We start from the raw sequence: 25,305 nt of genomic DNA, 5'->3' as shown, positions 1-25,305 counted from the left end.
CGATGCTATCCATCCGTCCGCGACCCGCAAGCCCGTCCGGCGGCGCCCAAACCTATTCCGCCGCGATCGCCGCCTTGGCGGCCTCGGCCGCGTCCAGTTCGGCGGCCTTGGCCTCGACCAGCTTGACGATATGGTCGACCATATCGGCATCCTCGACCGTGTGATCGGTCAGGCCCGACAGATAGACCATGTGCTTGCCGTTGCCGCCACCGGTCACGCCGATATCGGTCTCGCGCGCTTCGCCCGGGCCATTGACCACGCAACCCAGCACCGACAGCGACATGGGCGTGCGGATATGCTGGAGCCGCTCCTCCAGCACCTGCACGGTGCGGATCACGTCAAAGCCCTGGCGCGCGCAGGACGGGCAGGAGACGACACGTACGCCGCGATTGCGGATACCCAGCGCCTTCAGGATCTCGAAGCCGACGCGCACCTCTTCCTCCGGCTCTGCCGAGAGCGAGACGCGGATCGTGTCGCCGATCCCGAACCACAATAGCGAGCCGATACCGATCGACGACTTGACCGTGCCCCCGATCAGCCCACCCGCCTCGGTAATACCCAGATGCAACGGGCAGTCGGTCGCCTCGGCCAGCCCCTGATAGGCCGCGACCGCCAGGAAGACGTCGGAGGCCTTCACCGCGACCTTATATTCGTGGAAGTCATGGTCCTGGAGCAGCTTGATATGGTCGAGCGCCGATTCGACCAGCGCCTCGGGGCACGGCTCGCCATATTTTTCGAGCAGGTCCTTTTCGAGGCTCCCGGCATTCACGCCGATGCGGATGGCACAGCCATTGGCCTTGGCGGCGCGGACGACCTCGGCGACGCGCTCGGACGAACCGATATTGCCCGGATTGATGCGCAGGCACGCGGCGCCCGCGTCGGCCGCCTCCAGCGCGCGCTTATAGTGGAAATGGATGTCCGCGACGATCGGCACGCGTGCCGCCTTGGTGATCTTGGCGAGCGCCGCGGTCGAGTCGGTGTCGGGGCAGGAGACGCGGATGATGTCCGCCCCCGCCTCTTCGCAGCGCCGGATCTGGTTGATCGTGGCGACCGGATCGCTGGTCGGCGTGTTGGTCATGGTCTGCACGGTGACGGGCGCGTCGCCGCCCACGGGCACATTGCCCACCATGATCTGACGGCTTTGGCGACGGGCGATATCACGCCAGGGACGAATGGACATGGGCCCTATATACGCGCAAGCGCGTTGCGGTTCAAAGTCAGTGCTGTACCAGACCCGCAAATGACCGCCGCCGCCCCCATACCCCGCCATTACGGCCTCGACTGGCTGCGCATCGGCGCCTTCGCCATCCTGATCCTGTACCATATCGGCATGGTGTTCGTGCCCTGGGGCTATCATGTGCAGCTTGCGCGGCTGCCCTGGGTGGCGGTGCCGATGCTGGCGAGCAATCCCTGGCGGCTGATGCTGCTGTTCGTGGTGTCAGGCTATGCCACCCGCGCACTGGCGGTACGGCATCCGACCATTTTCAGCTTCGCGCGCGGGCGCAGCATCCGGCTGCTGGTGCCGCTCGCCTTTGGCGTCGTGGTGCTGGTGCCGCCGCAAATCTGGGCCGAGCTGGTCAGCAAATATGGCTATCCGGGCAGCTACTGGACCTTCTGGGTGCATGACTGGTTGCGCTTCGGGCGGATCGGCGGGGTGGTGCCGTCGCCTGCCTGGAACCATTTGTGGTTCGTCGGCTATCTCTGGGTCTATACCATGGCGATCGCGCTGATGCTGGCGGTCGCCGGCCGCTGGGGCCGCGCGGGCCAGCGGCTGTTCGACCGGGTGTTCGGCGGATGGGGCGGCGTGATCCTGCCCGTCGCCTGGCTGCTGCTGGTCGATATCCACTGGTTTCCGGGCGAGAGCGAGACGCATGGCCTGTTGGACGACGGGCTGGCGCATATCCTTTATTTCCCCGCCTTGCTGTTCGGGTTCGGCATGGCCGGGTCGGAACGGGTGCTGGACAGTTTTCGCCGGGGGTGGATCGTCGCCGGGGTCATCGCGCTGATCAGCTATGGCGTCGCGGCGGGGCTGGAGCTGCGCTGGCCGGGCATGGCACGTGCGCCCGCCGGGGTGGGCAATATCTTCGCCGGCGCCCGCGCGGTGCAGGGATGGATGGCGGTCGTCGCGCTGATCGGTATCGCCGAACGCTTCTGGAACCGCGACCACCCCTGGCGCCGCACGCTGACCGAGGCGGTGTTCCCCTTCTACCTGATCCATCAGACGATCATCATCCTGGTCGCGCTGGCGCTGCACCGCGCCGGCCTGCCGCTGGCGCTCGACGCGCTGATCCTGATGGTCGCGACGGTGGTGGGATGCTGGCTGTTCTACCTGATCGGCCGGCAGGTGCGGTGGCTGCGCCCGCTGATCGGGTTGCGGCCGGGGGATGGCAGCCGGCGGGCGATCTGATAGGGGGCGCGGGACTTTCCCCGTCTATTCTGGAGTATCCCCATGTCCGCATCCTGGTCGCTGGTCATCCATGGCGGCGCGGGCCGGATCACGCGTGACGTCCTGACGCCGGAGCAGGATGCCGGCGCACGCGCAGGGCTGGATGCCGCGCTCAAGGCCGGGTCGGCGGTGCTGGCGGCCGGAGGCAACGCGCTCGACGCAGTCGAGGCGGCGGTGCGGGTGCTGGAGGACGATCCCCATTTCAACGCCGGGCGCGGCGCCTGCTTCACGCAGCATGGCACCAACGAGCTGGACGCGGCGATCATGGACGGGCGCGACCGCCGCGCCGGTTCGGTCGCCGGCGTCACGCGCACCCGCAACCCGGTGTCGCTGGCGCGGGCGGTGATGACCGCCAGCCCGCATGTCCTGCTGGCGGGGGCGGGCGCGGATCGATTCGCGCTCGAACAGGGGCTGGAACAGGTCGACCCCGCCTGGTTCCACACCGACGAGCGCCGCCGCCAGCTCGACGAGCTGCTGTCGCGCGGGGCCGACGCGTTCGACAGCGACATGAAGTACGGCACGGTCGGCGCGGTCGCCTGCGACGCGCGGGGCCATGTCGCCGCCGCCACCTCGACCGGGGGCGTGACGGGCAAGCGCTGGGGCCGGATCGGCGATTCGCCGCTGATCGGGGCGGGCACCTATGCCGACGACCGCGCCTGTGCGGTGTCCTGTACCGGCTCGGGCGAGGTCTTCATCCGCGTCGGCGTCGGGCATGAGATCGCCGCGCGCCGCCGGTTCACCGGCGAGGGCGTCCAGCAGGCCGCCGACGCGGTGCTGGCCGAGGTGCGCGACCTGGGCGGGACCGGCGGCACCATCGTCGCCGCGCCCGACGGCACGATCGCCTGGAGCATGACCACGACGGGTATGTATCGCGGCCGTGCGACGAGTGGAGGCGAACACAGGGTGGCGATCTACGCCGACGAGGGATAAAGCCCCACGACATGAAGTACTTGCGTCTGTTCGCCGCGCTGATCGCGGCGTCCCTCCTGCCCTCGCCCGCCGCCGCCTATTGGGAATATGGTCACGAGACCGTCGCGGCGATCGCCTGGGCCAACATCACCCCCCATGCCCGCACTGAAATTCGCCGGATCTTGCGCGCGCAGGCACAGCTCGACACGCCGACCTGCCCGGTTCGCACCATCGAGGAGGCGAGCGTCTGGCCCGATTGCGTCAAGCCGCTGAAGGACGACGCCGGTAAGTCGCGCTTCGGCTATGCCTATAGCTGGCATTACCAGAATGTGGACATCTGCCAGCCCTTCCGCCAGCCGCCCGCCTGCGACAGCGGCGATTGCGTGTCGGCGCAGATCCCGCGCCAGCTCGCGATCCTGAAGGACAAGCGTGCCAGCGAGAAGGACCGGGTGATGGCGCTCGCCTTCCTCGTCCATTTCGTCGGCGACCTGCACCAGCCGCTGCATGCCGGGGACAAGGGCGACAAGGGCGGCAACGATACCCGCGTCGATTACGGCATCTACGCCACGCCGCGCCTGAACCTGCATTCAGTGTGGGACGGGCTGCTGGCCGAGCGCGCGATCTCGACCCCGCCCAAGCTGGTCCGCCGCTATCCGCTGGCCGAGCAGCGGCGCGAGGCGACGGGCGGCGTGATGGCCTGGAGCCGCGAGAACTGGGCGATCGCCAAGCGCGCCTATGCCGCCGCGATGGGCGGCGATGCGTGCCAGCCGACGCCGGCGCACATGCGGATGGACGAAGCCGCGATTGAGGCGATGGCCCCGGTCGAACGCGAACAGATCAAGCGCGGCGGGCTGCGGCTGGCCAAGCTGCTGAACGGCGCGTTTCGGGGGTGAAGGCGGGGTCGCGTGGCCTTCGACTGCGCTCAGGCTGAACGGGTGGTGGAATGCTTGGCGATGCCACGAAGGTCGGGCGCCACGCGTCCCAACCGCCGTTCGCGCTGAGCGAAGTCGAAGCGTACGCCCCGCCCTTTCGGCAAAGCGCCGGGGACACTGCGTTCAGGCCACCCAGCCGGGATCAACCCGGGTGCGTCGCGTGGCCTTCGACTGCGCTCAGGCTGAACGGGGGGCGGGATACCCGGCATCGCCGCGACGGTCGGGCGCCACGCCTCCCAACCGCCGTTCACGCTGAGCGAAGTCGAAGCGCACGCTTCGCCCCCGCCCTGATCGCATCGAAACGCCCGGCCCCACATGGGCCGGGCATGTGATCAACCCAGAACGATCGTCACCGCGCGACGATTTTCGGCGTAGCTGGCTTCGTCCGAACCCAGCGCGATCGGGCGTTCCTTGCCATAGCTGATGACGGTCATGCGGTCCGCCGACACGCCGCGCGCGGCCAGATAGTTCTTGGCGGCGTTGGCACGGCGGTCGCCCAGCGCGAGATTATATTCGCGGGTGCCGCGCTCGTCGCAATGCCCTTCGATCGTGATGCGGACATTGGGATAACGCTGCAGCCAAGCGGCCTGGCTGTCCAGGATCGCGCGCGCCTGCGGATCGATGTCGTACTGGTCGAGCCCGAAATGCACGGTGTTCGAGGTCACCGATCGCTTGAAGTCCGCGTCCGAGCCGGGGACGATCGCGCCGTTGCCGGGATTGGTCTGGCCCGCATTCGGGTCGACGCCCGCATTCTGGTCGACTGGCGCCGGCGGCAGCACGGCGGGGCGCTTCTTGGCGCAACCGGCGATGGCGAGCGCCATGGCGGCGACGACGAGCGTGGTCTTGATCTTGGTCACTGGACTGTCACTCCCTCTAAATTCGTTTGGCCCCCGAAACTCACCCCAAAAGCGATTATGGCCGCAGCGGCCCCCAGGCGGGATCGGAGCCGTCGAGCGGGGTCGGGATGCGGCGCTCGTTGACGCCGGTCAGGTCGACCATCCACACATCCGCCTTGCCCGACGCGCCTTGCGTCGAACGCTGGAAGGTGATGACGCGGCCATTGGGCGACCAACTCGGCCCCTCATCCTGCCAGCTGTTGGTCAGCAGCTTTTCCCCGCCCCCCGACGGGTTCATGATGCCGATCCGGAACGCGCCGCCCAGCTTGGTGAAGGCGATCAGGTCGCCGCGCGGGCTCCACACCGGGGTCGCATAGCGCCCGCCGCCAAAGCTGATCCGCTGCTGGTTCGAGCCATCGGCGTTCATGACGTAGATCTGCTGCCCGCCCGACCGGTCGCTCTCGAACACGATCCGGGAGCCATCGGGCGAATAGCTGCCGCCGGTGTCGATGCCCGGCGCATTGGTCAGCCGCTGCGGCGCGCCGCCCTGCGACGAGACGCGATAGATGTCGGTATTGCCGCCCTGCGCCATCGAGAACAGAATCCAGCGGCCATCGGGCGAGAAGCGCGGCGCGAAGGTCGTCGCGGCGTTCTGCACCACCAGCCGCTGGCGCCCCGAGCCGATGTCATAGACATAGATGGCCGGCCGCTTGTCGACATAGGACATATAGACGATCGACTGCTGGTTGGGCGCGAAACGCGGGGTCAGCACGATCGACTGGCCATTGGTCAGGAAGCGGTGGTTCGCGCCGTCCTGATCCATGATCGCCAGCCGCTTGATCCGCCGGCCCTTCGGCCCCGTCTCCGAGACATAGGTCACGCGGCTGTCGAAATAGGGGCCTTCGCCGGTCAGCTTGGTATAGATGCTGTCGGCGCATTTGTGCGCGGCGCGGCGCCATTCGGACGGCGCCACGACGAAGCCCTGCCGCGCCAGCTCGCTACGCGCCAGCACGTCATAGAGATAGCAGCCGACCGTCAGCGTTCCGTCGCCATTGGCGCGGACATAGCCCTGGACCAGCGCCTGCGCGCCGGTGCCGTTCCAATAGTCGAAGGCGGGCGCGGTCACTTCCGGGAAGGACACGGTGCGCAGCTGCGCCGGGGGCACGGGGGTGAACAGTCCCGAATTGCGCAGGTCGTTGGCGATGATCTGCGACAGCTGCTGCCCCACCACATCGGTGGTGCCCGCCGCCGTCTGCACCACCGCATTGGTAGGCATGGCGGGAATGGCGATCGGCATCGGCGCGGAGATGCCGCCCTCGACATCGACGACCAGCCCTTCCTGGCCATTGGCGGGCGCGAGCGCGGGCTGCTGCCCGGCGGGGGCCTGTACCGGCTCGGCCTGGGGTGCGGGCGCCTCCTGTGCGGACAGGGCGCTGGCGGCCAGCGCCAGCGTGAGCGGAAGAGTCAGCAGGGAACGGGGCATAAGCATCATCCTCAACCCGGAAGTTTGTAGCGCAGCGTGAAGTTGCTCCAGCCGCCGGGCACATCGTAAAGTTCCGCCGGCAGTCCGCGCAGCGGCGAGCAGCCCTTGAAGGTGGCGATCGCCAGATCGTCGACGCGGTCGACATAGCGATCATTCTCGCCATCGACGCCGCTATGGCCGACGACGCGCGGCGCGGCGGCCAGGCTGCCGTCGCGATTGAGCTTCAGGTTCATCGTCACGCGAATCCGCTCGGCCCCGGGGCCGGGCGTCACCTGGCGATTGGCGCAGGGCTGCACCTGGCGCAGGATCGCCGAGGCGATGTTCGCCAGTTGCTGCGCGCCGATCTTGGTCGCGGGCGCGGCCTCCGATTTGGAGGGCGACGGATCGGGCGACAGACCTTTGAGGAAATTGTCCCCCAGCCGCGATCCGCGCGGCTTGGCGGCGGTCGCGGTCGCGCTGCTGCCCTGTCCGCGCGCCGGGGTCGTCGGCTTGGTCGCCGAGGGCTTGGCGGCCGACTGGCTCGGCTTGGATGCGGCCGGTGCGGGCTTGGCGGCGGGCGCGGGTTTCGCCGGCGCGGGCTTGGCTGGCGCGGGCTTGGCTGGGGCCGGTTTGGCGGGCGCAGGCTTGGCCGGTTGCGGTTTCGGCTTGGGTTGCGGCCGCTCCACCGGCTTGGGCTGGGGTTTCGGCTGCGGTTGCGGCTTGGGTGCCGGGCGCGGTTCGGGTTTGGGCGCCGGCTGTGGCTTGGGTTGCGGCTTGGGCTGCGGACGCGGTTCGGGTGCGGGCGGCGGCGGGGCCGGCTGCGGTTCGGGTTCGGCCTCGACTGGCTCGGGCGGGGCGGCGTCCTCGGGTGCGCCCTCCTCGGGCGCGATCGACTGGGCGGGCTGCTGGTTGGGGGTGGGCGATTCGGCCTCCACCCCGACATCCTTGACCAGCGAGATGTCGATCGGCGTGACCTTCAGCTTTTCGGGGTTGGGCGTCGACAGAAAGCCGACCGACAACAGGCCGAACAGGACGATATGCCCCGCGACCGCAACCGCCAATCCGATCCGCTCACCGCGCTCCATCAGCGGGGGCCCGCCCCCTCTACCGTGACCAGCGACACGCGGTTCAGCCCGGCGCGGTTCAGCTCGCCCATCACCCGCATCACACGACCATAATCCAGCGCCCGGTCGGCGCGCAGATAGATTTGCGGCACCTGCCCGTCCGGGTCCTTGCGCGACGCGATCGCATCCAGCCTGGCGGGCAGGTCGGCATCGGCGATCTCATCCTCGTTCAGGAAAAGCCGCCCCTGCTCGTCGATCGAGATCTGCTCGGGCTTCTGCTCCTGCTCCAGCGCCTTGGCGCGGCTGTCGGGCAGGTTCACCGGCACGCCCGTGGTCAACAGCGGCGCGGTCACCATGAAGATGATCAGCAGCACCAGCATCACGTCGACCAGCGGCGTGACGTTGATCTCCGCCATCGGCGCGCGGCGGCCCCGGCCGGAGCGGGAGGGAAGGTTCATGGCCATCGCCCGTGCCCCTTAGCGTGCCTGGTCGAGCTGACGACTGAGCGTGGTGTGGAAGCCGTCGGCGAAGCGGTTGAGCTGCGCCTCCACCTTGTTCACGCCGTGGCTGAACCGGTTATAGGCGATGACCGCCGGGATCGCGGCGAACAGCCCGATCGCGGTGGCGAACAGCGCTTCGGCGATACCGGGGGCGACGACCGCCAGCGACGAATTCTGCGCCTGCGCGATGCCGGTGAAGCTGCGCATGATGCCCCAGACGGTGCCGAACAGCCCGACGAACGGCGCGACCGAACCGACCGTGGCCAGTACGTTCAAACGGTCCGACAATTTGTCGATCTCGCCCGCCACGGCCGATCCCATCGTCGTGGCCAAACGCTCGCGCGTGCCGTCACGGTCGATATGCCCGCCCGCGGTCGAGCGCCGCCATTCCTGCACGCCCGCCGAGAAGACGCGCGCGGAGGGAAGCTCGTTGTCCTGCTCCATCCGGTGGAAGGCGTCGATGTCCTCGGCCTTCCAGAAATCGCGCTCGAACCGGGTCATGCCCTTTTTCGTCCGCGCCAGCTTGCGCGAGAAGGCGACGATGATCGTCCAGGTCCACACGCTGGCGAGCAGCAGCCCGATCATCACGAACTTCACCACCCAATCAGCCTGCAGGAACAGCGCGACGGGCGACAATGTGGCGGCATCCATGTTGAAGACGGGATTCATGGGTGTTGGGTGTCCCCCTGCCAGACAAGGCGTTGGTAGATGGCAATCCAGTCGGCGGGCTGCCGTCGCGGCCGGCCGTTCGGGCCGACCCAGGCGACGGTAACCGTAGCGTCGGTCAGCTTGACCCCGCCGCACCTGACTGTCTGATGAATGACGGCACGAACCGCACTCACCTCGATCAACTTCGAGGTGACGACCAGATCGTCGTCGAGCCGCGCCGGGGCGGCATAGCGGATGGCGATGTCGGTGACGGCATAGGCGCCCTCGCCCGCCTCATGCGCCGCGCGCTGGTCGATCCCGGCGACACGCAGCATGTCGGAACGGGCGCGCTCCATATAACGCAGATAATTGGCGTGATAGACCACGCCCGACAGGTCGGTGTCCTCGAAATAGACGCGCACCGGAAAGCGATGCTCGATCCCGTCGAAGCGGCCGCCGATCGGCAGGTGGTCTCCCGTCACCGTCATGGTGTCCGCCCGTTAACCTATCCGCCGGGACGAAGGAAGGCACTTGCACGCCTGTTACCTACGGGTTACATGAAACCTATAGGTTACAGGAGGTCGTGATGAATCTCGTGGAAAAAGCCGAAGCCAGAAGCCGTGGCCGGGCGATTGTCTTCTATCTGCTGTCCGTGGCTCTCCTGGCATCGACCATTCTGTCCGTCGCCAACGGCCATGACGAACCCAACCGGCTCCTGCCCTGGTTCGTCATGATCGGTGCTTCCGCACTGAACCTGACCGGCCTGCCGTTTCGCTGGAGCCGGTGCGGCCCGATCGCCCGATTGATGAATGACGAGACGACCCGGGATCATCGTCGATCCTCTTTCGAGGCCGGGTTCTGGGCGATGATCCTCTCGACGGCATCGATGACCGCCATCTGGAACGCCGTACCATTCAGCGCGGTGATAATGGGCCGGGTTGCGATCACCGCCGGGTTGATAGCCGCGCTCACAAGCTTCGCCACGCTGGAACTGCGCGCCAGCCGATGAACGAGACGCTGGGTAACGATCTGAAGGCGGCGCGCGAGGCGGCGGGGCTAACGCAAGGCGGCCTGGCCGAGGCGATCGGGGTCAGTCGCAAGACGATCAACACCGTCGAGAACGGCGTCTTCCAACCGTCGACCCTGCTCGCGCTCAAACTCGCGCGCGCGCTGGGCCGACCGGTCGAATCGCTATTCTGGATCGCCGACTGATCCGGCCGCTTATCGCAGCGCGGACGGGTTCACCGACAGGCTGGGCGGGTTGATCGTCGGTGCGGGCGTATAGGGCTTGGCGGCGGGGACCGGCTGGCTCGACAGGACACGCGGCTGGGTCGCGGGCGCGACGCCGGGCTGCGCGCTAGTGGCCACGGTCAGCGGCGCGGACAGCGACTGGACCGGCACCATCGTGCCCGCACGCCAGGCGTCATAGGCGCGGAAGAAGGCGACGAACGGCTCGTTCAACTGATCCAGCCGCTTCGGTGCGGCGGTGTCGAAATCGGTCGTAGCGGCGCTGCTGATATCCGCCAGCACCTGATCGGCGGCGGCACAAAAGGTCTTGCGGACCGGCGTGATCGAAAAGAAATTATAAAGCCGGGTCATCGCGTCGTCATAACGGTCGCGCCAGTCGCCGCCCTGCGACTGATATTCGGCCGAATAGCGCTTTTCCGCCGCCGCCAGGGTCGTCTTTTGCGTGGTCAGCATGGTGTTGTAGCGGGTGACGATCAGCCCCTCGTCCGCACCCCGGCATGCCAGCGCGGCGACGTTGAGCGCGGAGCGGAGATGCCAGACGGTCGCTGCGCTGGTCAACGCGCGATTGGGGGTGGCGTAATTGCCGTCGGGCAGCTTGGCGGGGATCATCATGCCCGGCGTGGCGCCGGGCGGCAGCGGCGCGCGCACCACCTGCGGCGGCGCGGGCACATAGACCGGCGGCGGCGCGACCTTCGCGGTTTCGCGCGCGGCACAACCCGCCAGCGACAGGCCGACCGCCAAACCCGTTACAATACGCACACTCGCCATGACCCTGATCCCTGAAAAAACCCCGCCCCCGGCTGTTGGACCCGTCATGCCGAATCAAGGTTAACGCGTCGTAACCGCTGCGACGAAGCGGGCCATATGTCAGCGGGTCGGAAATCGCGTCATTCCTCCCCCTGCAAGGGGAGGAATCTGGTTTAGGCCGTGCGCGCGACCAGCGCGGCGGCGGCTTCGGCCATCAGTTGCGCCAGGATGTCGGCGATCGGCTCTTCCTTCGTCACCATGCCGACCGACTGGCCCGCCATGACCGAGCCATGCTCGACATCGCCCTCGATCACCGCGCGGCGCAACGCGCCGGCCCAGTAATGCTCGATCTGAAGCTGCGCCTCGACCATCGCCACCTTGCCCTCGTCGAGCGACTGGGCAACTTCGCGCTGCTTGGCGGTGAACAACTCGCCGCCGGCATTCTTCAGCGCGCGGACCGGGATGACCGGCAGGCGCGGGTCGATCTGCACGCTGGCCACGGCATCGCGGGCCGAGGCGCGGATGAACGCCTTCTTGAAATTGGGGTGCGCGATCGATTCGGTCGCGCAGACGAAGCGCGTGCCGAGCTGGACGCCCGCCGCGCCCATGTCGAGATAGCCGGCGATCGCCTCGCCCCGGCCGATGCCGCCCGCAACGAAGACGGGAACCTGCTCGGCGATCTCGGGCAGCATCTCCTGCGCCAACACGCTGGTCGAGACCGGGCCGATATGGCCGCCCGCTTCCATCCCCTCGATCACCAGCGCATCGACGCCCGAGCGAATCAATTTCTTCGCCAGCGACAGAGCAGGCGCGAAGCAGATGACCTTGGCCCCCGTCTCCTTGATCGCCTCCAGCGCGTCCTTGGGGGGCAGGCCACCCGCCAGCACGACATGGCCGACCTGATGGCGACCGCACACCGCGATCAGGTCGAACAGCTGCGGGTGCATGGTGATGAGGTTCACGCCGAAGGGGCGGCTGGTCATCGCCTTGGTCGCGGCGATCTCGGTATCGAGCAGTTCGGGCGTCATCGCGCCGCATGCGATCACGCCGAAACCGCCCGCGTTGGACATGGCGGAGACCAGGTTGCGCTCCGACACCCAGGACATGGCACCCGCCATGATCGCCATGTCGGCGCCCAGGAATTCCGCGCCGCGCGCCATGCGGGTGGCGAGACGCTGTTCGCCGGTGGTGGGGGTGTGGGTGTCGGTCATCGACGCTCCATGCCGTGGGTAGCGCCGGACGGCAAGATTTGGTTCACGCGAAGCCGCGATGACGCGAAGAAGTTGGTTCGCGCAGAGGCGCAGAGGACGCAGAGATGTTTCGCGCGCGGCAGCGCCATCGCGTCAGCAACGATGGTTGCAAAAAGAGTGACGACGCGGCTGGATACGCCACCTCTGCGCCCTCAGCGCCTCTGCGCGAACCACTCTTCTTAAGGACGCTTCGCGTCTTCGCGGCTTCGCGCGAACGAAAGCCCCCTCCCCGAGCCGAACCCGAGGAGGGGAAAACGCTCAAGCCGCCTCGGCGTCCAGGCCGTAAGCGGTGTGCAGCACACGCACCGCCAGTTCGGTATAGTCCTCTTCAATCAGCACGCTGACCTTGATCTCCGAGGTGGTGATCGCAAGGATGTTGATCCCGCGCGCGCCCAGCGTCTGGAACATGGTCGAGGCCACACCCGCATGGCTGCGCATGCCCACGCCCACGACCGAGATCTTGGCGACGCGCGTATCATGGACCAGGCTGGCATAGCCGATCTCACCCTGCCCCTTTTCCAGCACGTCCAGGCTGCGCGCCAGATCGGCCGAAGGTACCGTGAAGGTCACGTCGGTCGAGCCGGTCGAATGGGCGATGTTCTGGACGATCATGTCCACATTGATCCCCGCATCCGCCAGCGGCGCGAAGATCGAGCCGACCGCGCCGGGGCGATCGGGCACGGCGGTCAGGGTGATCTTGGCTTCGTTCTTGTCATGCGCGATGCCGGTGATGAGCTGGCGTTCCATATCGTCGATTTCCTCTTCGCCCACGATCAACGTGCCGCGATGTCCGTCTTCGTCTCGTGCTTCGTCGAACGAGCTGAGCACCCGCACGCGCACCTGTTCCTTCATCGCCAGACCCACCGAACGGGTCTGGAGCACCTTGGCGCCGACGCTGGCGAGTTCCAGCATCTCCTCATAGGTGACCTTCGACAGTTTCCGCGCCCGCGGCACGATGCGCGGGTCGGTGGTGTAGACGCCGTCGACATCCGTGTAGATGTCGCACCGCTCCGCCTTCATCGCCGCCGCGACCGCGACCGCACTGGTGTCCGATCCGCCGCGCCCCAGCGTCGTCACCCGGTTGCCCTCCGCCACGCCCTGGAATCCGGGGATCACCGCGACCACGCCGCTGGCGAGACTCTCATCGAGCGCGGTCGTGTCGATCTCGCCGATCCGCGCCTTCGCGAACGCCGTGTCGGTATGGATCGGCAGCTGCCAACCCAGCCACGAGCGAGCGGGAACGCCCATCGCCTGGAGCGTGATCGCCAGCAAGCCGCTGGTGATCTGTTCGCCCGCCGAGACGACGACATCATATTCCTGGGGATCGTAGAGCGACGAGGCCTCGCGGCAGAAACCGACCAGCCGGTCGGTCTCCCCCGCCATCGCGGAGACGACGACCGCGACCTGATGGCCCGCCTCAACCTCGCGTTTGACCCGCGCCGCCACGTTGCGGATGCGCTCGATTCCGGCCATCGAGGTGCCGCCGAACTTCATCACGATACGGGCCATGCGGTTTTTGCCAATCTCCTTGGGGTAAAACGGCGGTCCTGATAGGTAGCCCCCATGACGAACGCAAGCCATTTGAACGATTCTACCATTATCGGGGCCGAAGCCGCACATTTCGGAAAGATGGCCGCCGAGTGGTGGGACCCCAAGGGGTCGAGTGCGATGCTGCACCGGCTGAACCCGCCCCGCCTGCGCTACATCCGCGAGCAGATCGACCTTCATTGGGATGTTGACGGACAGGGCTTCACGCCGCTGAAGGGCAAGCGGGCGCTCGACGTCGGTTGCGGCGCGGGGCTGCTGTGCGAGCCGCTGGCGCGCCTCGGCGCGGAGGTGACAGGGCTCGACGCCGCGCCGGAGAATGTCGCGGTCGCCGCCGCGCATGCCGCGCAATCGGGGCTTGAGATTCACTACCGCGCGGGTAGCGTCGAGGGGCTGGGGGGTGAGACGTTCGACCTCGTCACCTCACTGGAGGTGATCGAGCATGTCGCCGATCCGGCCCGATTCGTGCGCGGGCTGGCCGATGCGCTGGCGCCCGGCGGGCTGATGATCCTGTCGACACCCAACCGCACGCCTTTGTCCAGGCTGGCGCTGATTACGCTGGCGGAGGGGACGGGTACGATCCCCAAAGGCACGCATGACTGGTCGAAATTCCTGACGCCCGACGAGCTGACCGGGCTGTTGCAGGAGGCCGGGCTGACGGTGCGCGATGTGCGCGGCCTCAGCTTTTCGCCGACCAAGGGCTTCATGATCAGTGATTCGACCGCACTCGACTATTTCGTGACCGCGACCGCCGCGTGACTTTGATCGGCCGGGCGGGTCGGCCGCGCCTGGGGTGGATGACGGGGCTGCTCGCGGTCCTGCTCTGCGCCTTGGCGATCGCCCGCCCGGTCGACCATGACGAAAGCCAATATGTCGCCGCCGCGATGCTCAGCGGTGCCGGGCTGATCCCGTATCGCGACTATGCCTATCTGCAGACGCCGCTCCAGCCGCTGCTGTTCGCGCCGATCGCCTGGGCCAGCGGGCGCTGGGTCTGGCCGGTGCTGCGGCTGGTCAATGCCTTGCTCGGGCTGGCGGCGATCGCGGGCGTGTATCGCGCCGCACGACTCTGGGGCGCGGACCAGCGTGCGGCGCTGGGTGCGGCCGCGCTGTTCGCGACCTGCGACATCCTGCTGTTCGCGGTGGGCACGGCGCGGAACGATGCTTTGCCCGCCGCCTTGCTTGCCTGGGCCCTGGTCGGCGTGGCCAGAGGCGAGCGCGGCGGTGCGAGTCGCGCTTCGGCGATGCTGACCGGCCTAGTCTTCGCCGCCGCTGCCGCCGCCAAAATCTCCTATGCCTTGCCCGCCATCGCTTACGGGCTGTGGACGCTGGTCCATCGTCGGCACCGGCCGGTCTGGGTGATGGTCGGCACGCTGCCCATCGTTGCGCTGATCGCGGCGCTGTACCTGGCCGCGCCGGAGGGTTTTCTGTTCGGCGTCCTGCATTTCCCCTCACAAGCCCCGGCCGAATATTATGCCGCGCGCCCGTGGAAGCTGAGTTGGGCAGCGAAGCTGATCGATTCGCTCAAATTCCTGGCGCTCGGGCCGGCGCTGATCGGTGCCGTCATGGTGATGCGGAAAAGGCCGCCCGCCGTGCTGCTCCTGTTGATGATCGGCGGCGCGATCGGCGCGTTGATGCCCTTCCCGACCTGGCGGCAATATTGGCTGCCACTCCTGCCGCCGCTGTTCGTCGCGCTGGCGCTGCTCTGGCACCGGGCACCGCCCTCGCCCCGCTGGCGTAGCGCGCTCGCCTTCTTCACCATGGTCGGGCTGGTGCCGACGCTGATCACCTTGACCGGCCGCGACGAGGCGATGAGCCTGCCCGCCGCGCTCGTGGAAGGGCAGCGCGTCGCCGCGACCATGGACCGGATCGGCGTGACCGGCCCAATCGCAACGCTGGCGCCGCAGATGCTGGCGGTGACCGGGCGGATGCCGCATCCCGATTTCGCCACCGGCCCCTTCTACTTCCGCAGCCGCACTTTGCTGGATGCCGGGGCCGAGCGCCGGCTGCATCTGGTCGCGCAGACCCGGCCACGGATTGCCGCCGACTGGGTGCTGGTCGGTGGCGAAGGCCCCTGGTCGGCGGGGGATGCGCGGCTGGACGCGACGCTCGCGGCAGCGGCCGGGGGGCGAGCCATCGCGATTCCCGGCACCGGCTTCCGGCTGATTCACGTAACGCACTGATCCGGCGGGTCGATCACGCCGGCGGGCATCTTCCATTGGGCAGCGTGGCGGCGGGGGTGTAAGGGGTTGGCCATGAAACGCCTCCTCGCCTCGATCCATGACGTCTCCCCCCGTTTCGAGGGAGCGGTCGACTCACTGTTCGACCGGCTGTCGGGGCATCTGGGCGGGCCGCGTCTGGCGATGCTGGTCATCCCCGACCATTGGAACAGCGCGCCGATCGCACCCGGCACGCCCTTCGCCACGCGGCTGCGGAACTGGGCGGACATGGGGATCGAGATGTTCGTCCATGGTTGGTCGCACAAGGACGACATGGTCCATAGCGATTCCAGGACCGCACTCAAGGCCAAGCATATGACGGCGGGCGAAGGCGAGTTCGTCGGCCTGGACCGCGCCGAGGCGCTGCGCCGGATGCAGCGCGGCACCGCCCTGATCGAGGACATCATCGGACGCCGCGCGACCGGCTTCATCGCGCCCGCCTGGCTCTATTCCGACGACGCGCGGGCAGCCCTGGGGGACGCGGGCTTCGGCCTTGCCGAGGATCATTTCCGCGTCTGGACGCCCGCCGATGGCAAGGTCATCGCGCGCGGCCCCGTCGTCACCTGGGCCAGCCGTTCGCGCGGTCGCCAGCTCAGCTCGCTCGCCGCCGCCGCCGTGCTGCGCCATGGCCTGCGCCCCATCCCGGTCGCGCGGGTCGCGGTGCATCCCGGCGACAATGGCGTGCCCGCGTTGCTCGACAGCATCGACAAGACCTATGCGCGCCTCGCCCGCACGCACCGGCCGTCGCGCTATGCGGACCTGCTCGCCGCCTGATCAGCGCGCCGCCAGCGCATGGAGGTAGCGATGCCGCGCCTCCGACCCGCGCGGATAGCGGGCGAGCGTCTTCTCCTCGGCACGGGTCAGTGTGACACGGTGATAACCCTTGTCGGTCAGGCATCGCTCGACATCGCCGACCTGAATCGCATGCAGGTCGCGCTTCTGGCGATCGGGCTGGGTGCGGCGGATCGAATTCCCCCAGTCATCACCCGCTCCAGCACCCGGAAGATTCAGGAGGAGGTCCGCCGTCTCGAAGCCCCGGATAAACCGCTTGGCGGGTTCGTCCTGCGCGACATCCCGGAAATAGCCGATCTTGGCGCAGCCGATCGCATCGTCGCGATACTCGTCATAGCCAACACCCGGCTTGCCCCAGGTTTCGGCCGGCGCGCGCGCATCGGCCTGTGCCGTCGTCGCGCCGATCAGGCCGATCGCCACCATCAGGATACGACTCATCCACCGCCTCCCATGACAATCCTGTCATGATGGCATACGCGCGGCAGGCGGGAAAGCTCCCGCTCAGGCGGCGGCGCGCTGGACCTGTTCGCCGTCGAGCAGCCGCTGGTAGCGCGCGATCAGCGCCTCGGCATGGTCGCGGTCGCTGAACACCTTGGCGGCCGCCACGCGCGCGGCATTGCGCAGGACGCGCTGGTCGCGCGACAGCAACCGTTCGATCGCCTCGGCACAGGCCGCGCCGTCGCGCGCGCGGAAGGTTTCGGCGAACAGCGGCTGCGCGACCTCGGCACACCCGCCATAATCGGGCACCACCAGCGGCAGACCCGAGGCGAGCGCCTCGGACGCCACCAGCCCGAACGTCTCGGTTTCGCAGCCATGGACCAGCGCATCGCAGCTCGCCATGATCCGCGACAGGCGCGGGCGATCATAGACCGGCCGGAATAGGCGGATATGCGGGCTGCCCGCGATCCGCTTTTCCAGCGTCCGGCTGGCGACGCCGCCACCGATCAGGATCAGCCCGACCGGACGGCTCGCGGCGACCCGCTCGACCGCGTCGATGACCATCGGCCAGCGCTTTTCGGGATGATGCCGGCCCAGCCCCAGCAGGAGATGCGCATCCTCAGGGAGAGCGCACTGCGCCAGCAAGGCGGCACGCAGCCGTTCGTCACGGTGTTCGGGCGAGAAGAAATGCCGCTCGATGCCCAGCGGAATTCCCTCGTCAACCCGCACGCCGCGCTTGCCCAGCCGCTTGACCAGCGCCGGGCCGTTGGACAGCACCAGGTCGTAATGGTCGAGGAAGCGGTTCATGTAGCGGCTGTACCAGCTGAACCAGTCCTCCACCCGCTCCTGCGCGACCAGCCCGTCGAGCCAGCGGACCGGATAGGTGCCGACATTGTCGTTGTGCATGAAGAAGACCTTCTTCGCGCGCCCCTGCCAGCTGGCGACGAACCAGGCGGGCTTGGCGGGGGAGGAGACCTCGACGATGTCGGGGTCCAGTTCGTCGAGCAGGCGGCACACGGGGTCGCCGTCCCAGAACATGCCGTAATTGGTGTCCAGGATCAGGCGCGGCGCCTTGATATAGATGATCCTGCCGCCGCCGGGGCGCTCCTCGACCACGTCCTCGGTCCCGGGGGCGAGTACGATCAGCTCATGGCCCATCTCGGCCAGGATCGCCATCTTGCGGTCGATATAGGTCCGCACCCCGCCACCGGTGGGCGAATAGAACTCGTTGACGTCGACGATGCGCATCGGCTTCCTCAATCCACCGGGCCGAAGCCGCCTAGCCCGCGAAGATATTGCGCGCGAATTGTGACATTCGCCACGCCGCTGGGCACGTCGATCAGCGCCGATTCGAGCGGCGGCTTGCGCCGGCCCAGCTTGGTGTTGGCCGGGAAGCCCGCGCCGTCGCTCCAGAAGTTGAACTTGTTCTTGCCGTCGCGGTCATGGGTGAACAGCAACGCATAGCGACCGGGATGCGGCACGCGGATGCACATGGCGATCGCCCCGCCCGTCGCCGGGGTCGGCACCTGCACGCGGCGGAACGTCTTGCCGGCGCGGATCAGGACACCGTCGTCGGCCAGGAAATCCTGTTCGTTCGCCGGGTACAGCTCCAGCTTCAAATTGCCCTTGCGATCCTTCAGCCCCTCGATCCGGGCGAGGATGGCGGGACCGCCGCCGCCGGTGCAGGCGGCGGCATCGCTGCCCAGCACCTGCGCGGCCGCCGCCTGCGGCACCGCCGCCGTCATCGCCATCACCGCCAGCCCGGTGGCCATCCCTATCTTCGTCGCGCGGTTCATGCCCTTACTCTTCGCACCAGTTCCATCACGCCGAACGCCGCGATCAGCACGACGTGGACCAGCAGGGTCAGCGCGGCGGTGAACGCGATCAGTTCGCTAAGTTCCTGATCTTGCCCGATCAACAGGATCGCAAAATTGGCGAAAAGAAGGTCCTTGTTGGGCACGAGCGGCAGGCGCGACACGAGCAGCCGCGCCGCCGACAGGAACAGCCACATGCCCAGCGACACCTCGGGCATGCCCAGATGCCAGGCGAGCGCGATCAGCAGCGAGTTGGCGATCAGGCGGGTGCAATGGACCACGAAGATCCACCACAAGGTCTTGCGATCCAGCGAGAAGACCCGGCGCGAGAAGATCAGGAAGGGGAGCGAGGTCGCCATGACGATGCCGATCGATCCCCAGACCAGCCGCAACTGCTCAGGGGTCAGAAGCTCGCGACCGACCGGCAACGCCAGCGCGACCATCAACAGCGTGATGGCATTGCCCGCGATGGCGGACAGGATGCCGACATCCTTGACCGCGCCGAAGGGCGCCGCGACCATTTTCGCATGCGCGCGCGCCCAGGCATAGAAATAGGCCTCGCCCGAATAGCTGAAGGCCACCTCGTTGGCGATCCGCTTGCGGATCAGCGCGGCCAGGCCGCTCACGGGGATATTCCACAACCGGCGAAAGATCACATAGTCGCCGATCGGCAACGCCATGTAGAGCGCGACGAACACGACATAGAATAACGGATTGGTGGGCACCGAATGGCTAAGCCCCACCAGCCCGCGGCCGAGCAATTCGCGCCCCAGGCCGACGACCATCGCCAGCGTCAGCAGGCCGCCGATGATGGCGGGCCAGCGGCGCTTGACCGTCTTCAGCGGTTCCAGCGCGGCCATGTCGGTCGCGACCGGCCCGCCCGAACCGGCCGGCGGCGCCTGTGGCGGGGTCATGGGATCATTCCGTTCATTCTGCACGTTATAGGCAATCCTCGGCGGCGGACGCCGGCGGTATCCGCAAACCTCAAACCAGCTTTATCACACCTGAATACGCCGCGCGCTGTGTCGCGGGATTGTGTCCTCGATAGGGCTGAAACTGACATAATTGCGCGACAAGGTCTCTTTATTTCTCCCCGCCCGTCTTCCCCCCGCTCCCCCGACCAAAGGCGGAAACAATGCCAGCCGATCATATCCTGACCTATGCCCTGACGATGTCGGGCGGCGTGGAAGCGGCGCTGGGCCGCATGCTCCGGGGCTGGGTGGATCAGGGGCGGCGGGTGACGCTGGTGCTAGGCGAGGAGGGTGGCGCGTTCCAGAACGGCGTCCCGCGCGGGGTCGAGATCGTCAAGCTGGGCCATGACCATTATGTCGGCATGGGCGCCGCGCTGCCGCTGCTGATCGACCATGTCCGGCCCGACCTGATCTTCTGTCCGGGCAACCATTATACCAGCATGGCTGCATGGATCCGGTTGCGACTGGGGTCACGCTGTCCGCCGATCGTCGCCAAGATGTCGAATGCGGTCGATCGCGGCGATCACCCCGCCTGGCTGGCCTGGGGCCAGCGGCAATGGCTGGCGCTGCACGGCCTGTTCTTGGATACGCTGGTGGCGATGACGCCGGCCACCGCGCGCGCCGCGCAGGAGGCGACCGGCCTGTCGGTCGCGGTCATCCCCAACCCGCCTACCGCCCTCCCACCCCCGGCGCAATCGGGCCATGCGGCATCCGCCATGGTGCCGTCTCCGGGCCGGCATATCCTGGGCGTCGGCCGGCTGGAGCCGCAGAAGCGCTGGGACCGGCTGATCGCCGCCATGGCGCATCTGCCCGAGGATGTCGGCCTGACCCTGCTCGGCGAGGGAAGCCTGCGCCCCGCGCTGGCCGCGCAGATCGCGGCGCTGGGCCTGGGCCACCGGGTGAGCATGCCGGGGCACAGCGCCGACGCGGCCGCCGCGATGGCCGCCGCGCACGTGTTGGCGCTGCCATCCGATTATGAGGGGGTGCCGGGCGTGCTGCGCGAGGCGCTGGCGGTGGGAACGCCGGTCGTCGCGACCGATTCCAGCCCCGCCGTCGCCGAGATCGTCGCCAGCCCCGCGCTGGGCAGCATCGTGGCGCGCGATGACGCTGGCGCGCTGGTCGCCGCGCTGACCCACTGGCTCGACCCGGCCACGCCGCGCCCCGCCCCCGTGCCGCAACCAGGCGGCGACTCGGCGGAGCGGTATCTGGCGCTCTTCGATTCGATCGTGACGGCGCACCGCCGCCGGGCGGCGGGGTCAGTCGCGATCGGCCATGCCCTCGCTCGCCGCCTGGCGCTCCGAACGGCGCTGTAACGCCGACTTGATCATCGCGGTCATCGGATCGGCCAGCGCCAGGCCCAGGATGCCGAACAGCGCGCTGGCCATGATCTGGGTCGACAGGGTCAATGCCGGCGGCAGGTCGACCGTCCGCTTGGCGACCATCGGCACCACGACATAGCCGTCGAAGGTCTGCACGATCAGATAGGTGCCGATCGCCCAGAAGCCCGTATCGGTGCCCGCCGAAAAGCCGACCGCGACCATCAGCAGGCCGGTGATGATCGCGCCGATATTGGGGATGAAGGCCAGGACGCCCGCGATGATGCCCAGCAGCAGCGCCATCGGCACGCCGCCGATCATCAATGCGATGCCCGTCAGCACCCCTTCGAACGCCATGCCCAGCAATCGCCCGGCCAGCAGCTTGCGCAGCGTGGTCATGACCCGGTCCTGGGTGATGGCGAACTCGTCGCGCGCCGAACGCGGCACCATCCATTGCAGGCCGCGCGCATAGCCGTCCGGGTCCATCGCCAGGAACAACCCGATGACCAGCATCATGAACAGCGATGTCACCGCCCCCACGGCAGTGCCGACCCAGGAGGTCAGCTTGCCGATCGAACCCATCGACTGTTTGACCAGTCCGTTGATGTCCGACGTCCGGGGCATCAGCCCCTGATCGCTCAGCCAGCCGGCCACCCGCCCCGCCTGGCTCTCCAACGTCGAGCGCAGCTGCGAGAATTGCTGGGTGACCTCGACCCCGGTCAGATAAAAGGTGCCGAGCAAAAAGGCCGTCACCGCCAGGACGACGATCAGCAGGCGCCAGCTGCGCCCGATCGGCAGCACCCGGCCCAGCAGCCGCACGCCACCGTCGAGCAGCGTGGCAAAGACGAGCCCGGCGAAGATGACCAGCAACGGCTGGACCAGCAGCACCGTCACCGCCATCGCGGCGATCAGACCCAGCCAGATCGCCGCGCGAGTCAGTTCGCGCTTGGCGAACCCGTCATGCGCCTCCAGGGGAGAGGGGCGATCCGTCAGCGGCTGGGGCTCGGCCATGAGGTCAATTCACCGTGGTGGGATGGAGCGAGGTGCCGGCGCGACCCGAACGGAGCGATCCCCACCAGGTCAACGGATTGAGCGTGGCGTCGCCATCCAGGCTGAAGGTCACGAACTCGGCACGCCCGCCGATATTCTCATAGGGCACCGGGCCGCCCAGCCCCAGCTCGGCCAGCGAGAAGCGACTGTCGGCCGAGCGGTCGCGATTGTCGCCCATCAGGAAGACATGGTTGGCCGGAATGGTGATCGGCCCGTAATTGTCGCCCGGGCTCCAGCCTAGTTCCACCGTGTCGTAGCGGCGGTTGTTGGGCAGCGTCTCGGTCACGATCGGCAGGTGGCAGACCCATTGCCCGCTGGCGTTGCGGACCCGCGCCTCCTCACCATAATCCGACGCCTTGCACGGGCTGTTGGTGTCGACGGGTATGTCGACATAGTGGAGGGGGCCGCGCTGGACGGGTTTTCCGTTGATGATGACAGTGCCGTCGCGCACCTCCAGCCGGTCGCCGGGCAGGCCGATCACCCGCTTGATATAGTCGTTGTGCGTGCCCGGCGGGGTGACGATCACGACATCGCCGCGTGTCGGCAGCGATCCGAACAGCCGGCCATGGATGAAGGGAAGCTGCAGGCTCCAGCTATCCTCGGGCTGGCGCAGCACGACCGACTTGAAGATCGCGACCGGGTTGGGGATGGTCGGCGACACGAACGACCAGCCATAGGCGAATTTGCTCACGACCAGCCGGTCGCCGACGCGCAGGCCCGGCAGCATCGATTCGGAGGGGATGTAGAAGGGCTTGGCGACGAAGCTGTGGAAGCCCAGCACGATCAGCAGCAGCCAGAACAGCCCCTTGACCTCGGCCCACCAGTCGGTGCCCTTCTTCTTGCTCGCGGGTGGCGGCGCGGCGTTCACCGGCTGCTCGCCCCCCGGCTGGTTCACCGGCGAGCCTGGGTTCGTGTCCAACACCGCGTCCTTCATGCGGAAACTTCCGGTCGTGCCTCGATCACGACAAAGGCCTGCGCCCAGGGGTGATCGTCGGTCATGGTCAAGTGGATATGGGCGACGTGGCCCTCCGGCGTCATCGCGTCAAGCCGTTCGCGCGCCCCGCCCGTCAAAGATAGGGTCGGCGCGCCGCCGGGCAGATTGACGACCCCGATGTCGCGCATGAACACGCCTTGCGCAAAGCCGGTGCCGACCGCCTTGGAAAACGCCTCCTTGGCGGCGAAGCGCTTGGCGTAGGTGCCCGCGCGGGTGAAGGGGCGCCTGGCGGCCTTGGCCTGTTCGACATCGGTGAAGCAGCGCGCCTCGAACCGGCCGCCATGCCGGTCGAGCGCGGCCTGGATACGCTCGATATTGCAGAGGTCCGAGCCCAGACCGATGATCATGCAATCCTCCCCGGCACGGGGAGGGGGACCGCCGCGAAGCGGTGGTGGAGGGGGCTCTCCACCATGGGTGTCCTTTGAGGAACTCCCCCTCCACCAGCCTGCGGCTGGTCCCCCTCCCCGTGCCGGGGAGGATTCACCGCGCCAGGTCCATCGCGGCGCGCATCTTGCGCACGACTTGCGGAAGGCCGACGAACACCGCGTCCGCGATCAGGAAGTGCCCGATGTTCAACTCGCGCACCTGCGGGATCGCGGCGATGGGGGCGACATTGTCGTACGTCAGGCCATGCCCGGCATGAACCTCGATCCCGTTCTTCGCCGCCAGCGCCGCCGCGTCGGACAAACGCCGCAGTTCTTCCGCCCGTGCCTCGCCGTCCAGTTCGGCATAACGGCCGGTGTGCAGCTCGACCACCGGCACGCGCAGGTGCAGCGCCGCCTCGATCTGGCGGGAATCGGGTTCGATGAACAGCGAGACGCGGATGCCCGCCTCGCCCAGCTTCGCGACCATGGGCGCCAGCCATTCGCGCTGCCCGGCGGCGTCGAGGCCGCCTTCGGTCGTCCGCTCCTCGCGCTTTTCGGGTACGATGCAGGCGGCGTGCGGGCGATGCTTCAGCGCGATGGCGAGCATTTCCTCGGTCGCCGCCATCTCCAGGTTGAGCGGCACGGTCAGTTCGGCCGATAGCCGGGCGATATCGTCGTCGGTGATGTGCCGCCGATCCTCGCGCAGATGCGCGGTGATGCCGTCCGCGCCCGCGTCCGCCGCGATCAGCGCCGCCTTGACCGGATCGGGATAGCCCGCGCCGCGCGCATTCCGCACCGTCGCGACATGGTCGATATTGACGCCCAGGCGCAAATGCTCGGTCATGCCGCCGCGCGGCTCCCCGGCTTGATCGCGGGGATCGCGGCCAGTTCGGGCGGCAGATCGTCGGGGCTGTAGCTGGGCACGTCGAGCCGGATCAGCGGGAAGAAGGGCACGCCCAGATCGGCCGCGCCGTTCGAGCGATCGACCAAGGAAGCGGCGGCGATCGTCTCACCCCCCTCGCGCGCGATGGCGGCGATCGCCTCGCGGCTGGACAGGCCGGTCGTGACCACGTCTTCCATCATCAGCACTTTCTGACCTGCATCAAGGCGGAAGCCGCGGCGCAGGTGGAAGGTTCCCTCCGGCCGCTCCAGGAACATGCCCGGCACGCCCAGCGCGCGCGCCATTTCATGGCCGACGATGACGCCGCCCATGGCGGGGGCGACGACCGCGCTGATCTGCGCCTTGATATCCACCGGGATCCTGGCGGCCACCGCCTCGCACAGCCGGGCGGCGCGCGCCGGCTCCATTAGGACGCGCGCGCATTGCAGATAGCGCGGGCTGCGCAGGCCGGACGACAGGATGAAATGCCCTTCGAGCAGCGCCTCGGCGGCGCGGAACTCGGCGAGGACGTCTTCATCGGTCATGGGGCAACTCCGGCATCGGTCAGATGACCCGGCCTCATAGGATCGCCCCCGCGCCGGCGCAATCTGGCATGTGACGCTCTAGGGTTGAGGGGGCGCGGTCCCGTGCTATAGTCCGCCTAACAAAAACGACATGACGCCCCGCCGGGACCGTCGGACGACCGATGGACGGGCGAGGGAGATGGGAGACGAGAGCGGGATGAGCGAGGTCAAGCGCATGTCCGAACCCCGGAGGATGAGGATGCCCAAACGCATGAAGGCGATCGCGATCCCCGCCGGAATGGGATGCGCCGCGCTGTCGGGTGTCGCCTTCGCGACTCCTGCCTCTCCCCCCTCCCCT

At 68.0% G+C, this 25,305-nt stretch carries 28 protein-coding genes; 9 read left to right on the top strand and 19 right to left on the bottom strand.

All coding sequences use genetic code 11. The features are described from left to right. Nucleotides 1–52: 52 nt before the first annotated feature. Entirely contained in the window at nt 53–1,180 is a 1,128-nt protein-coding gene (gene ispG / locus ACQKJZ_RS05195; RefSeq protein WP_183951510.1) for a flavodoxin-dependent (E)-4-hydroxy-3-methylbut-2-enyl-diphosphate synthase, read from the bottom strand. Nucleotides 1,181–1,240: 60 nt separating this feature from the next. On the opposite strand from ispG, the gene ACQKJZ_RS05190 reads away from it, so the two are divergent. From ACQKJZ_RS05190 to ACQKJZ_RS05180, 3 genes are read left to right on the top strand one after another with little or no spacing between them, the layout of a single operon-like run. Further along, nucleotides 1,241–2,407, top strand: a complete 1,167-nt coding sequence (locus tag ACQKJZ_RS05190) for an acyltransferase family protein (protein WP_427730230.1) — start codon at nt 1,241–1,243, stop codon at nt 2,405–2,407. Between the two features lie 42 nt (nt 2,408–2,449). Further along, on the top strand, nt 2,450–3,376 hold the full coding sequence (locus tag ACQKJZ_RS05185; RefSeq protein WP_427730229.1) for an isoaspartyl peptidase/L-asparaginase family protein: 927 nt from the start codon (nt 2,450–2,452) through the stop codon (nt 3,374–3,376). Nucleotides 3,377–3,387: 11 nt separating this feature from the next. After that, nucleotides 3,388–4,248 (top strand): S1/P1 nuclease, encoded by an 861-nt coding sequence (locus tag ACQKJZ_RS05180; RefSeq protein ID WP_427730228.1) that lies wholly within the window; start codon nt 3,388–3,390, stop codon nt 4,246–4,248. 371 nt (nt 4,249–4,619) lie between these two features. On the opposite strand, the gene pal is transcribed toward ACQKJZ_RS05180, so the two are convergent. Genes pal through ACQKJZ_RS05150 form a run of 6 tightly spaced genes read right to left on the bottom strand, consistent with a single transcriptional unit; the run spans nt 4,620 to nt 9,285 of the window. After that, entirely contained in the window at nt 4,620–5,144 is a 525-nt protein-coding gene (gene pal / locus ACQKJZ_RS05175) for a peptidoglycan-associated lipoprotein Pal (RefSeq protein ID WP_312489217.1), read from the bottom strand. A gap of 55 nt (nt 5,145–5,199) precedes the next feature. Continuing rightward, the gene (gene tolB / locus ACQKJZ_RS05170) at nt 5,200–6,606 is read right to left on the bottom strand and encodes a Tol-Pal system beta propeller repeat protein TolB (RefSeq protein WP_427730227.1); all 1,407 of its coding nucleotides are present in this window, start codon (nt 6,604–6,606) and stop codon (nt 5,200–5,202) included. An 11-nt stretch (nt 6,607–6,617) separates the two neighbouring features. Beyond that, nucleotides 6,618–7,670 carry a cell envelope biogenesis protein TolA gene (locus ACQKJZ_RS05165; protein ID WP_427730226.1) on the bottom strand — a complete coding sequence of 351 codons (1,053 nt, stop codon included), beginning with the start codon at nt 7,668–7,670 and terminating at the stop codon, nt 6,618–6,620. Beyond that, on the bottom strand, nt 7,670–8,113 hold the full coding sequence (tolR, locus tag ACQKJZ_RS05160; RefSeq protein ID WP_427730225.1) for a protein TolR: 444 nt from the start codon (nt 8,111–8,113) through the stop codon (nt 7,670–7,672). The genes ACQKJZ_RS05165 and tolR overlap by 1 nt, the downstream gene beginning before the upstream one ends. A gap of 12 nt (nt 8,114–8,125) precedes the next feature. Next, on the bottom strand, nt 8,126–8,818 hold the full coding sequence (gene tolQ, locus ACQKJZ_RS05155) for a protein TolQ (protein WP_312490978.1): 693 nt from the start codon (nt 8,816–8,818) through the stop codon (nt 8,126–8,128). Further along, nucleotides 8,815–9,285 (bottom strand): YbgC/FadM family acyl-CoA thioesterase, encoded by a 471-nt coding sequence (locus ACQKJZ_RS05150; protein ID WP_312490977.1) that lies wholly within the window; start codon nt 9,283–9,285, stop codon nt 8,815–8,817. The genes tolQ and ACQKJZ_RS05150 overlap by 4 nt, the downstream gene beginning before the upstream one ends. 98 nt (nt 9,286–9,383) lie before the next feature. Here ACQKJZ_RS05150 and ACQKJZ_RS05145 point away from each other — a divergent pair, with 98 nt between their 5' ends. Together ACQKJZ_RS05145 and ACQKJZ_RS05140 are read left to right on the top strand one after the other, a co-directional pair. Continuing rightward, complete coding sequence (locus ACQKJZ_RS05145) at nt 9,384–9,806, top strand: hypothetical protein (RefSeq protein WP_427730224.1); 423 nt, start codon at nt 9,384–9,386, stop codon at nt 9,804–9,806. Then, the gene (locus tag ACQKJZ_RS05140) at nt 9,803–10,009 is read left to right on the top strand and encodes a helix-turn-helix transcriptional regulator (RefSeq protein ID WP_312490971.1); all 207 of its coding nucleotides are present in this window, start codon (nt 9,803–9,805) and stop codon (nt 10,007–10,009) included. Before ACQKJZ_RS05145 ends, ACQKJZ_RS05140 begins: the two co-directional genes overlap by 4 nt. Before the next feature lie 9 nt (nt 10,010–10,018). Here the strand turns inward: ACQKJZ_RS05140 and ACQKJZ_RS05135 are convergent, their stop codons facing one another. The 3 genes from ACQKJZ_RS05135 to ACQKJZ_RS05125 all read right to left on the bottom strand — a co-directional run bounded on the left by ACQKJZ_RS05135 (nt 10,019) and on the right by ACQKJZ_RS05125 (nt 13,551). Beyond that, entirely contained in the window at nt 10,019–10,813 is a 795-nt protein-coding gene (locus tag ACQKJZ_RS05135) for a hypothetical protein (protein ID WP_427730223.1), read from the bottom strand. 152 nt (nt 10,814–10,965) lie between these two features. Further along, nucleotides 10,966–11,952: an NAD(P)H-dependent flavin oxidoreductase gene (locus ACQKJZ_RS05130; protein WP_427730243.1), complete on the bottom strand. Its 987-nt coding sequence runs from the start codon at nt 11,950–11,952 to the stop codon at nt 10,966–10,968. 348 nt (nt 11,953–12,300) lie between these two features. After that, nucleotides 12,301–13,551, bottom strand: coding sequence for an aspartate kinase (locus ACQKJZ_RS05125; RefSeq protein WP_427730222.1), 1,251 nt, complete (start codon nt 13,549–13,551; stop codon nt 12,301–12,303). 54 nt (nt 13,552–13,605) lie between these two features. On the opposite strand from ACQKJZ_RS05125, the gene ubiG reads away from it, so the two are divergent. The 3 genes from ubiG (at nt 13,606) to ACQKJZ_RS05110 (ending at nt 16,577) form a co-directional block, all read left to right on the top strand. After that, nucleotides 13,606–14,346, top strand: coding sequence for a bifunctional 2-polyprenyl-6-hydroxyphenol methylase/3-demethylubiquinol 3-O-methyltransferase UbiG (gene ubiG, locus ACQKJZ_RS05120; RefSeq protein WP_427730221.1), 741 nt, complete (start codon nt 13,606–13,608; stop codon nt 14,344–14,346). 38 nt (nt 14,347–14,384) lie between these two features. After that, the gene (locus ACQKJZ_RS05115) at nt 14,385–15,767 is read left to right on the top strand and encodes a DUF2029 domain-containing protein (RefSeq protein WP_427730220.1); all 1,383 of its coding nucleotides are present in this window, start codon (nt 14,385–14,387) and stop codon (nt 15,765–15,767) included. Nucleotides 15,768–15,839: 72 nt separating this feature from the next. Further along, the gene (locus tag ACQKJZ_RS05110; protein WP_427730219.1) at nt 15,840–16,577 is read left to right on the top strand and encodes a DUF2334 domain-containing protein; all 738 of its coding nucleotides are present in this window, start codon (nt 15,840–15,842) and stop codon (nt 16,575–16,577) included. Here ACQKJZ_RS05110 and ACQKJZ_RS05105 read toward each other — a convergent pair whose 3' ends face one another. From ACQKJZ_RS05105 to ACQKJZ_RS05090, 4 genes are all read right to left on the bottom strand, one after another. Next, entirely contained in the window at nt 16,578–17,033 is a 456-nt protein-coding gene (locus tag ACQKJZ_RS05105) for a hypothetical protein (protein ID WP_427730218.1), read from the bottom strand. It abuts the gene before it with no gap. Between the two features lie 63 nt (nt 17,034–17,096). Beyond that, a complete protein-coding gene (locus tag ACQKJZ_RS05100) occupies nt 17,097–18,281 on the bottom strand; it encodes a glycosyltransferase (RefSeq protein ID WP_427730217.1) in 1,185 nt (394 codons plus the stop codon). 8 nt (nt 18,282–18,289) lie between these two features. Continuing rightward, nucleotides 18,290–18,829: a DUF2141 domain-containing protein gene (locus ACQKJZ_RS05095; RefSeq protein ID WP_427730216.1), complete on the bottom strand. Its 540-nt coding sequence runs from the start codon at nt 18,827–18,829 to the stop codon at nt 18,290–18,292. Next, nucleotides 18,826–19,761 (bottom strand): hypothetical protein, encoded by a 936-nt coding sequence (locus ACQKJZ_RS05090; protein WP_312490859.1) that lies wholly within the window; start codon nt 19,759–19,761, stop codon nt 18,826–18,828. Before ACQKJZ_RS05090 ends, ACQKJZ_RS05095 begins: the two co-directional genes overlap by 4 nt. 221 nt (nt 19,762–19,982) lie before the next feature. Between ACQKJZ_RS05090 and ACQKJZ_RS05085 the strand changes: the two genes are divergently transcribed. After that, nucleotides 19,983–21,131: a glycosyltransferase gene (locus ACQKJZ_RS05085; RefSeq protein WP_427730215.1), complete on the top strand. Its 1,149-nt coding sequence runs from the start codon at nt 19,983–19,985 to the stop codon at nt 21,129–21,131. On the opposite strand, the gene ACQKJZ_RS05080 is transcribed toward ACQKJZ_RS05085, so the two are convergent. The 5 genes from ACQKJZ_RS05080 to pyrE all read right to left on the bottom strand — a co-directional run bounded on the left by ACQKJZ_RS05080 (nt 21,075) and on the right by pyrE (nt 24,968). Beyond that, nucleotides 21,075–22,145 (bottom strand): AI-2E family transporter, encoded by a 1,071-nt coding sequence (locus ACQKJZ_RS05080; RefSeq protein ID WP_312490734.1) that lies wholly within the window; start codon nt 22,143–22,145, stop codon nt 21,075–21,077. The genes ACQKJZ_RS05085 and ACQKJZ_RS05080 overlap by 57 nt on opposite strands. Before the next feature lie 4 nt (nt 22,146–22,149). Continuing rightward, entirely contained in the window at nt 22,150–23,118 is a 969-nt protein-coding gene (gene lepB, locus ACQKJZ_RS05075) for a signal peptidase I (protein WP_427730214.1), read from the bottom strand. Next, complete coding sequence (acpS, locus tag ACQKJZ_RS05070; protein WP_312490732.1) at nt 23,115–23,525, bottom strand: holo-ACP synthase; 411 nt, start codon at nt 23,523–23,525, stop codon at nt 23,115–23,117. The genes lepB and acpS overlap by 4 nt, the downstream gene beginning before the upstream one ends. A gap of 133 nt (nt 23,526–23,658) precedes the next feature. Next, on the bottom strand, nt 23,659–24,387 hold the full coding sequence (locus tag ACQKJZ_RS05065) for a pyridoxine 5'-phosphate synthase (protein ID WP_427730213.1): 729 nt from the start codon (nt 24,385–24,387) through the stop codon (nt 23,659–23,661). Continuing rightward, nucleotides 24,384–24,968: an orotate phosphoribosyltransferase gene (gene pyrE, locus ACQKJZ_RS05060; RefSeq protein WP_427730212.1), complete on the bottom strand. Its 585-nt coding sequence runs from the start codon at nt 24,966–24,968 to the stop codon at nt 24,384–24,386. The genes ACQKJZ_RS05065 and pyrE overlap by 4 nt, the downstream gene beginning before the upstream one ends. Nucleotides 24,969–25,305: the final 337 nt, after the last annotated feature.

Origin of the sequence: Sphingomonas sp. NPDC019816, assembly GCF_050274375.1 — a bacterium.
GTDB lineage: Bacteria > Pseudomonadota > Alphaproteobacteria > Sphingomonadales > Sphingomonadaceae > Sphingomonas.
This window is presented reverse-complemented; position numbering and strand designations above follow the sequence as displayed.

Excerpts from the sequence above, each read along its gene's own strand:
- pyrE (WP_427730212.1), bottom strand. The coding sequence starts at position 24,968 with ATGACCGATGAAGACGTCCTCGCCGAGTTCCGCGCCGCCGAGGCGCTG.
- acpS (WP_312490732.1), bottom strand. The coding sequence starts at position 23,525 with ATGATCATCGGTCTGGGCTCGGACCTCTGCAATATCGAGCGTATCCAG.
- ACQKJZ_RS05190 (WP_427730230.1), top strand. The coding sequence starts at position 1,241 with ATGACCGCCGCCGCCCCCATACCCCGCCATTACGGCCTCGACTGGCTG.
- ACQKJZ_RS05185 (WP_427730229.1), top strand. The coding sequence starts at position 2,450 with ATGTCCGCATCCTGGTCGCTGGTCATCCATGGCGGCGCGGGCCGGATC.
- ubiG (WP_427730221.1), top strand. The coding sequence starts at position 13,606 with ATGACGAACGCAAGCCATTTGAACGATTCTACCATTATCGGGGCCGAA.
- ispG (WP_183951510.1), bottom strand. The coding sequence starts at position 1,180 with ATGTCCATTCGTCCCTGGCGTGATATCGCCCGTCGCCAAAGCCGTCAG.
- ACQKJZ_RS05130 (WP_427730243.1), bottom strand. The coding sequence starts at position 11,952 with ATGGCGCGCGGCGCGGAATTCCTGGGCGCCGACATGGCGATCATGGCG.
- ACQKJZ_RS05100 (WP_427730217.1), bottom strand. The coding sequence starts at position 18,281 with ATGCGCATCGTCGACGTCAACGAGTTCTATTCGCCCACCGGTGGCGGG.
- ACQKJZ_RS05180 (WP_427730228.1), top strand. The coding sequence starts at position 3,388 with ATGAAGTACTTGCGTCTGTTCGCCGCGCTGATCGCGGCGTCCCTCCTG.
- ACQKJZ_RS05095 (WP_427730216.1), bottom strand. The coding sequence starts at position 18,829 with ATGAACCGCGCGACGAAGATAGGGATGGCCACCGGGCTGGCGGTGATG.
- ACQKJZ_RS05125 (WP_427730222.1), bottom strand. The coding sequence starts at position 13,551 with ATGGCCCGTATCGTGATGAAGTTCGGCGGCACCTCGATGGCCGGAATC.
- ACQKJZ_RS05065 (WP_427730213.1), bottom strand. The coding sequence starts at position 24,387 with ATGACCGAGCATTTGCGCCTGGGCGTCAATATCGACCATGTCGCGACG.
- ACQKJZ_RS05080 (WP_312490734.1), bottom strand. The coding sequence starts at position 22,145 with ATGGCCGAGCCCCAGCCGCTGACGGATCGCCCCTCTCCCCTGGAGGCG.
- ACQKJZ_RS05105 (WP_427730218.1), bottom strand. The coding sequence starts at position 17,033 with ATGAGTCGTATCCTGATGGTGGCGATCGGCCTGATCGGCGCGACGACG.
- tolB (WP_427730227.1), bottom strand. The coding sequence starts at position 6,606 with ATGCCCCGTTCCCTGCTGACTCTTCCGCTCACGCTGGCGCTGGCCGCC.
- ACQKJZ_RS05085 (WP_427730215.1), top strand. The coding sequence starts at position 19,983 with ATGCCAGCCGATCATATCCTGACCTATGCCCTGACGATGTCGGGCGGC.
- tolR (WP_427730225.1), bottom strand. The coding sequence starts at position 8,113 with ATGGCCATGAACCTTCCCTCCCGCTCCGGCCGGGGCCGCCGCGCGCCG.
- ACQKJZ_RS05090 (WP_312490859.1), bottom strand. The coding sequence starts at position 19,761 with ATGACCCCGCCACAGGCGCCGCCGGCCGGTTCGGGCGGGCCGGTCGCG.
- tolQ (WP_312490978.1), bottom strand. The coding sequence starts at position 8,818 with ATGAATCCCGTCTTCAACATGGATGCCGCCACATTGTCGCCCGTCGCG.
- ACQKJZ_RS05145 (WP_427730224.1), top strand. The coding sequence starts at position 9,384 with ATGAATCTCGTGGAAAAAGCCGAAGCCAGAAGCCGTGGCCGGGCGATT.
- ACQKJZ_RS05110 (WP_427730219.1), top strand. The coding sequence starts at position 15,840 with ATGAAACGCCTCCTCGCCTCGATCCATGACGTCTCCCCCCGTTTCGAG.
- lepB (WP_427730214.1), bottom strand. The coding sequence starts at position 23,118 with ATGAAGGACGCGGTGTTGGACACGAACCCAGGCTCGCCGGTGAACCAG.
- ACQKJZ_RS05135 (WP_427730223.1), bottom strand. The coding sequence starts at position 10,813 with ATGGCGAGTGTGCGTATTGTAACGGGTTTGGCGGTCGGCCTGTCGCTG.
- ACQKJZ_RS05140 (WP_312490971.1), top strand. The coding sequence starts at position 9,803 with ATGAACGAGACGCTGGGTAACGATCTGAAGGCGGCGCGCGAGGCGGCG.
- ACQKJZ_RS05150 (WP_312490977.1), bottom strand. The coding sequence starts at position 9,285 with ATGACGGTGACGGGAGACCACCTGCCGATCGGCGGCCGCTTCGACGGG.
- ACQKJZ_RS05165 (WP_427730226.1), bottom strand. The coding sequence starts at position 7,670 with ATGGAGCGCGGTGAGCGGATCGGATTGGCGGTTGCGGTCGCGGGGCAT.
- ACQKJZ_RS05115 (WP_427730220.1), top strand. The coding sequence starts at position 14,385 with ATGACGGGGCTGCTCGCGGTCCTGCTCTGCGCCTTGGCGATCGCCCGC.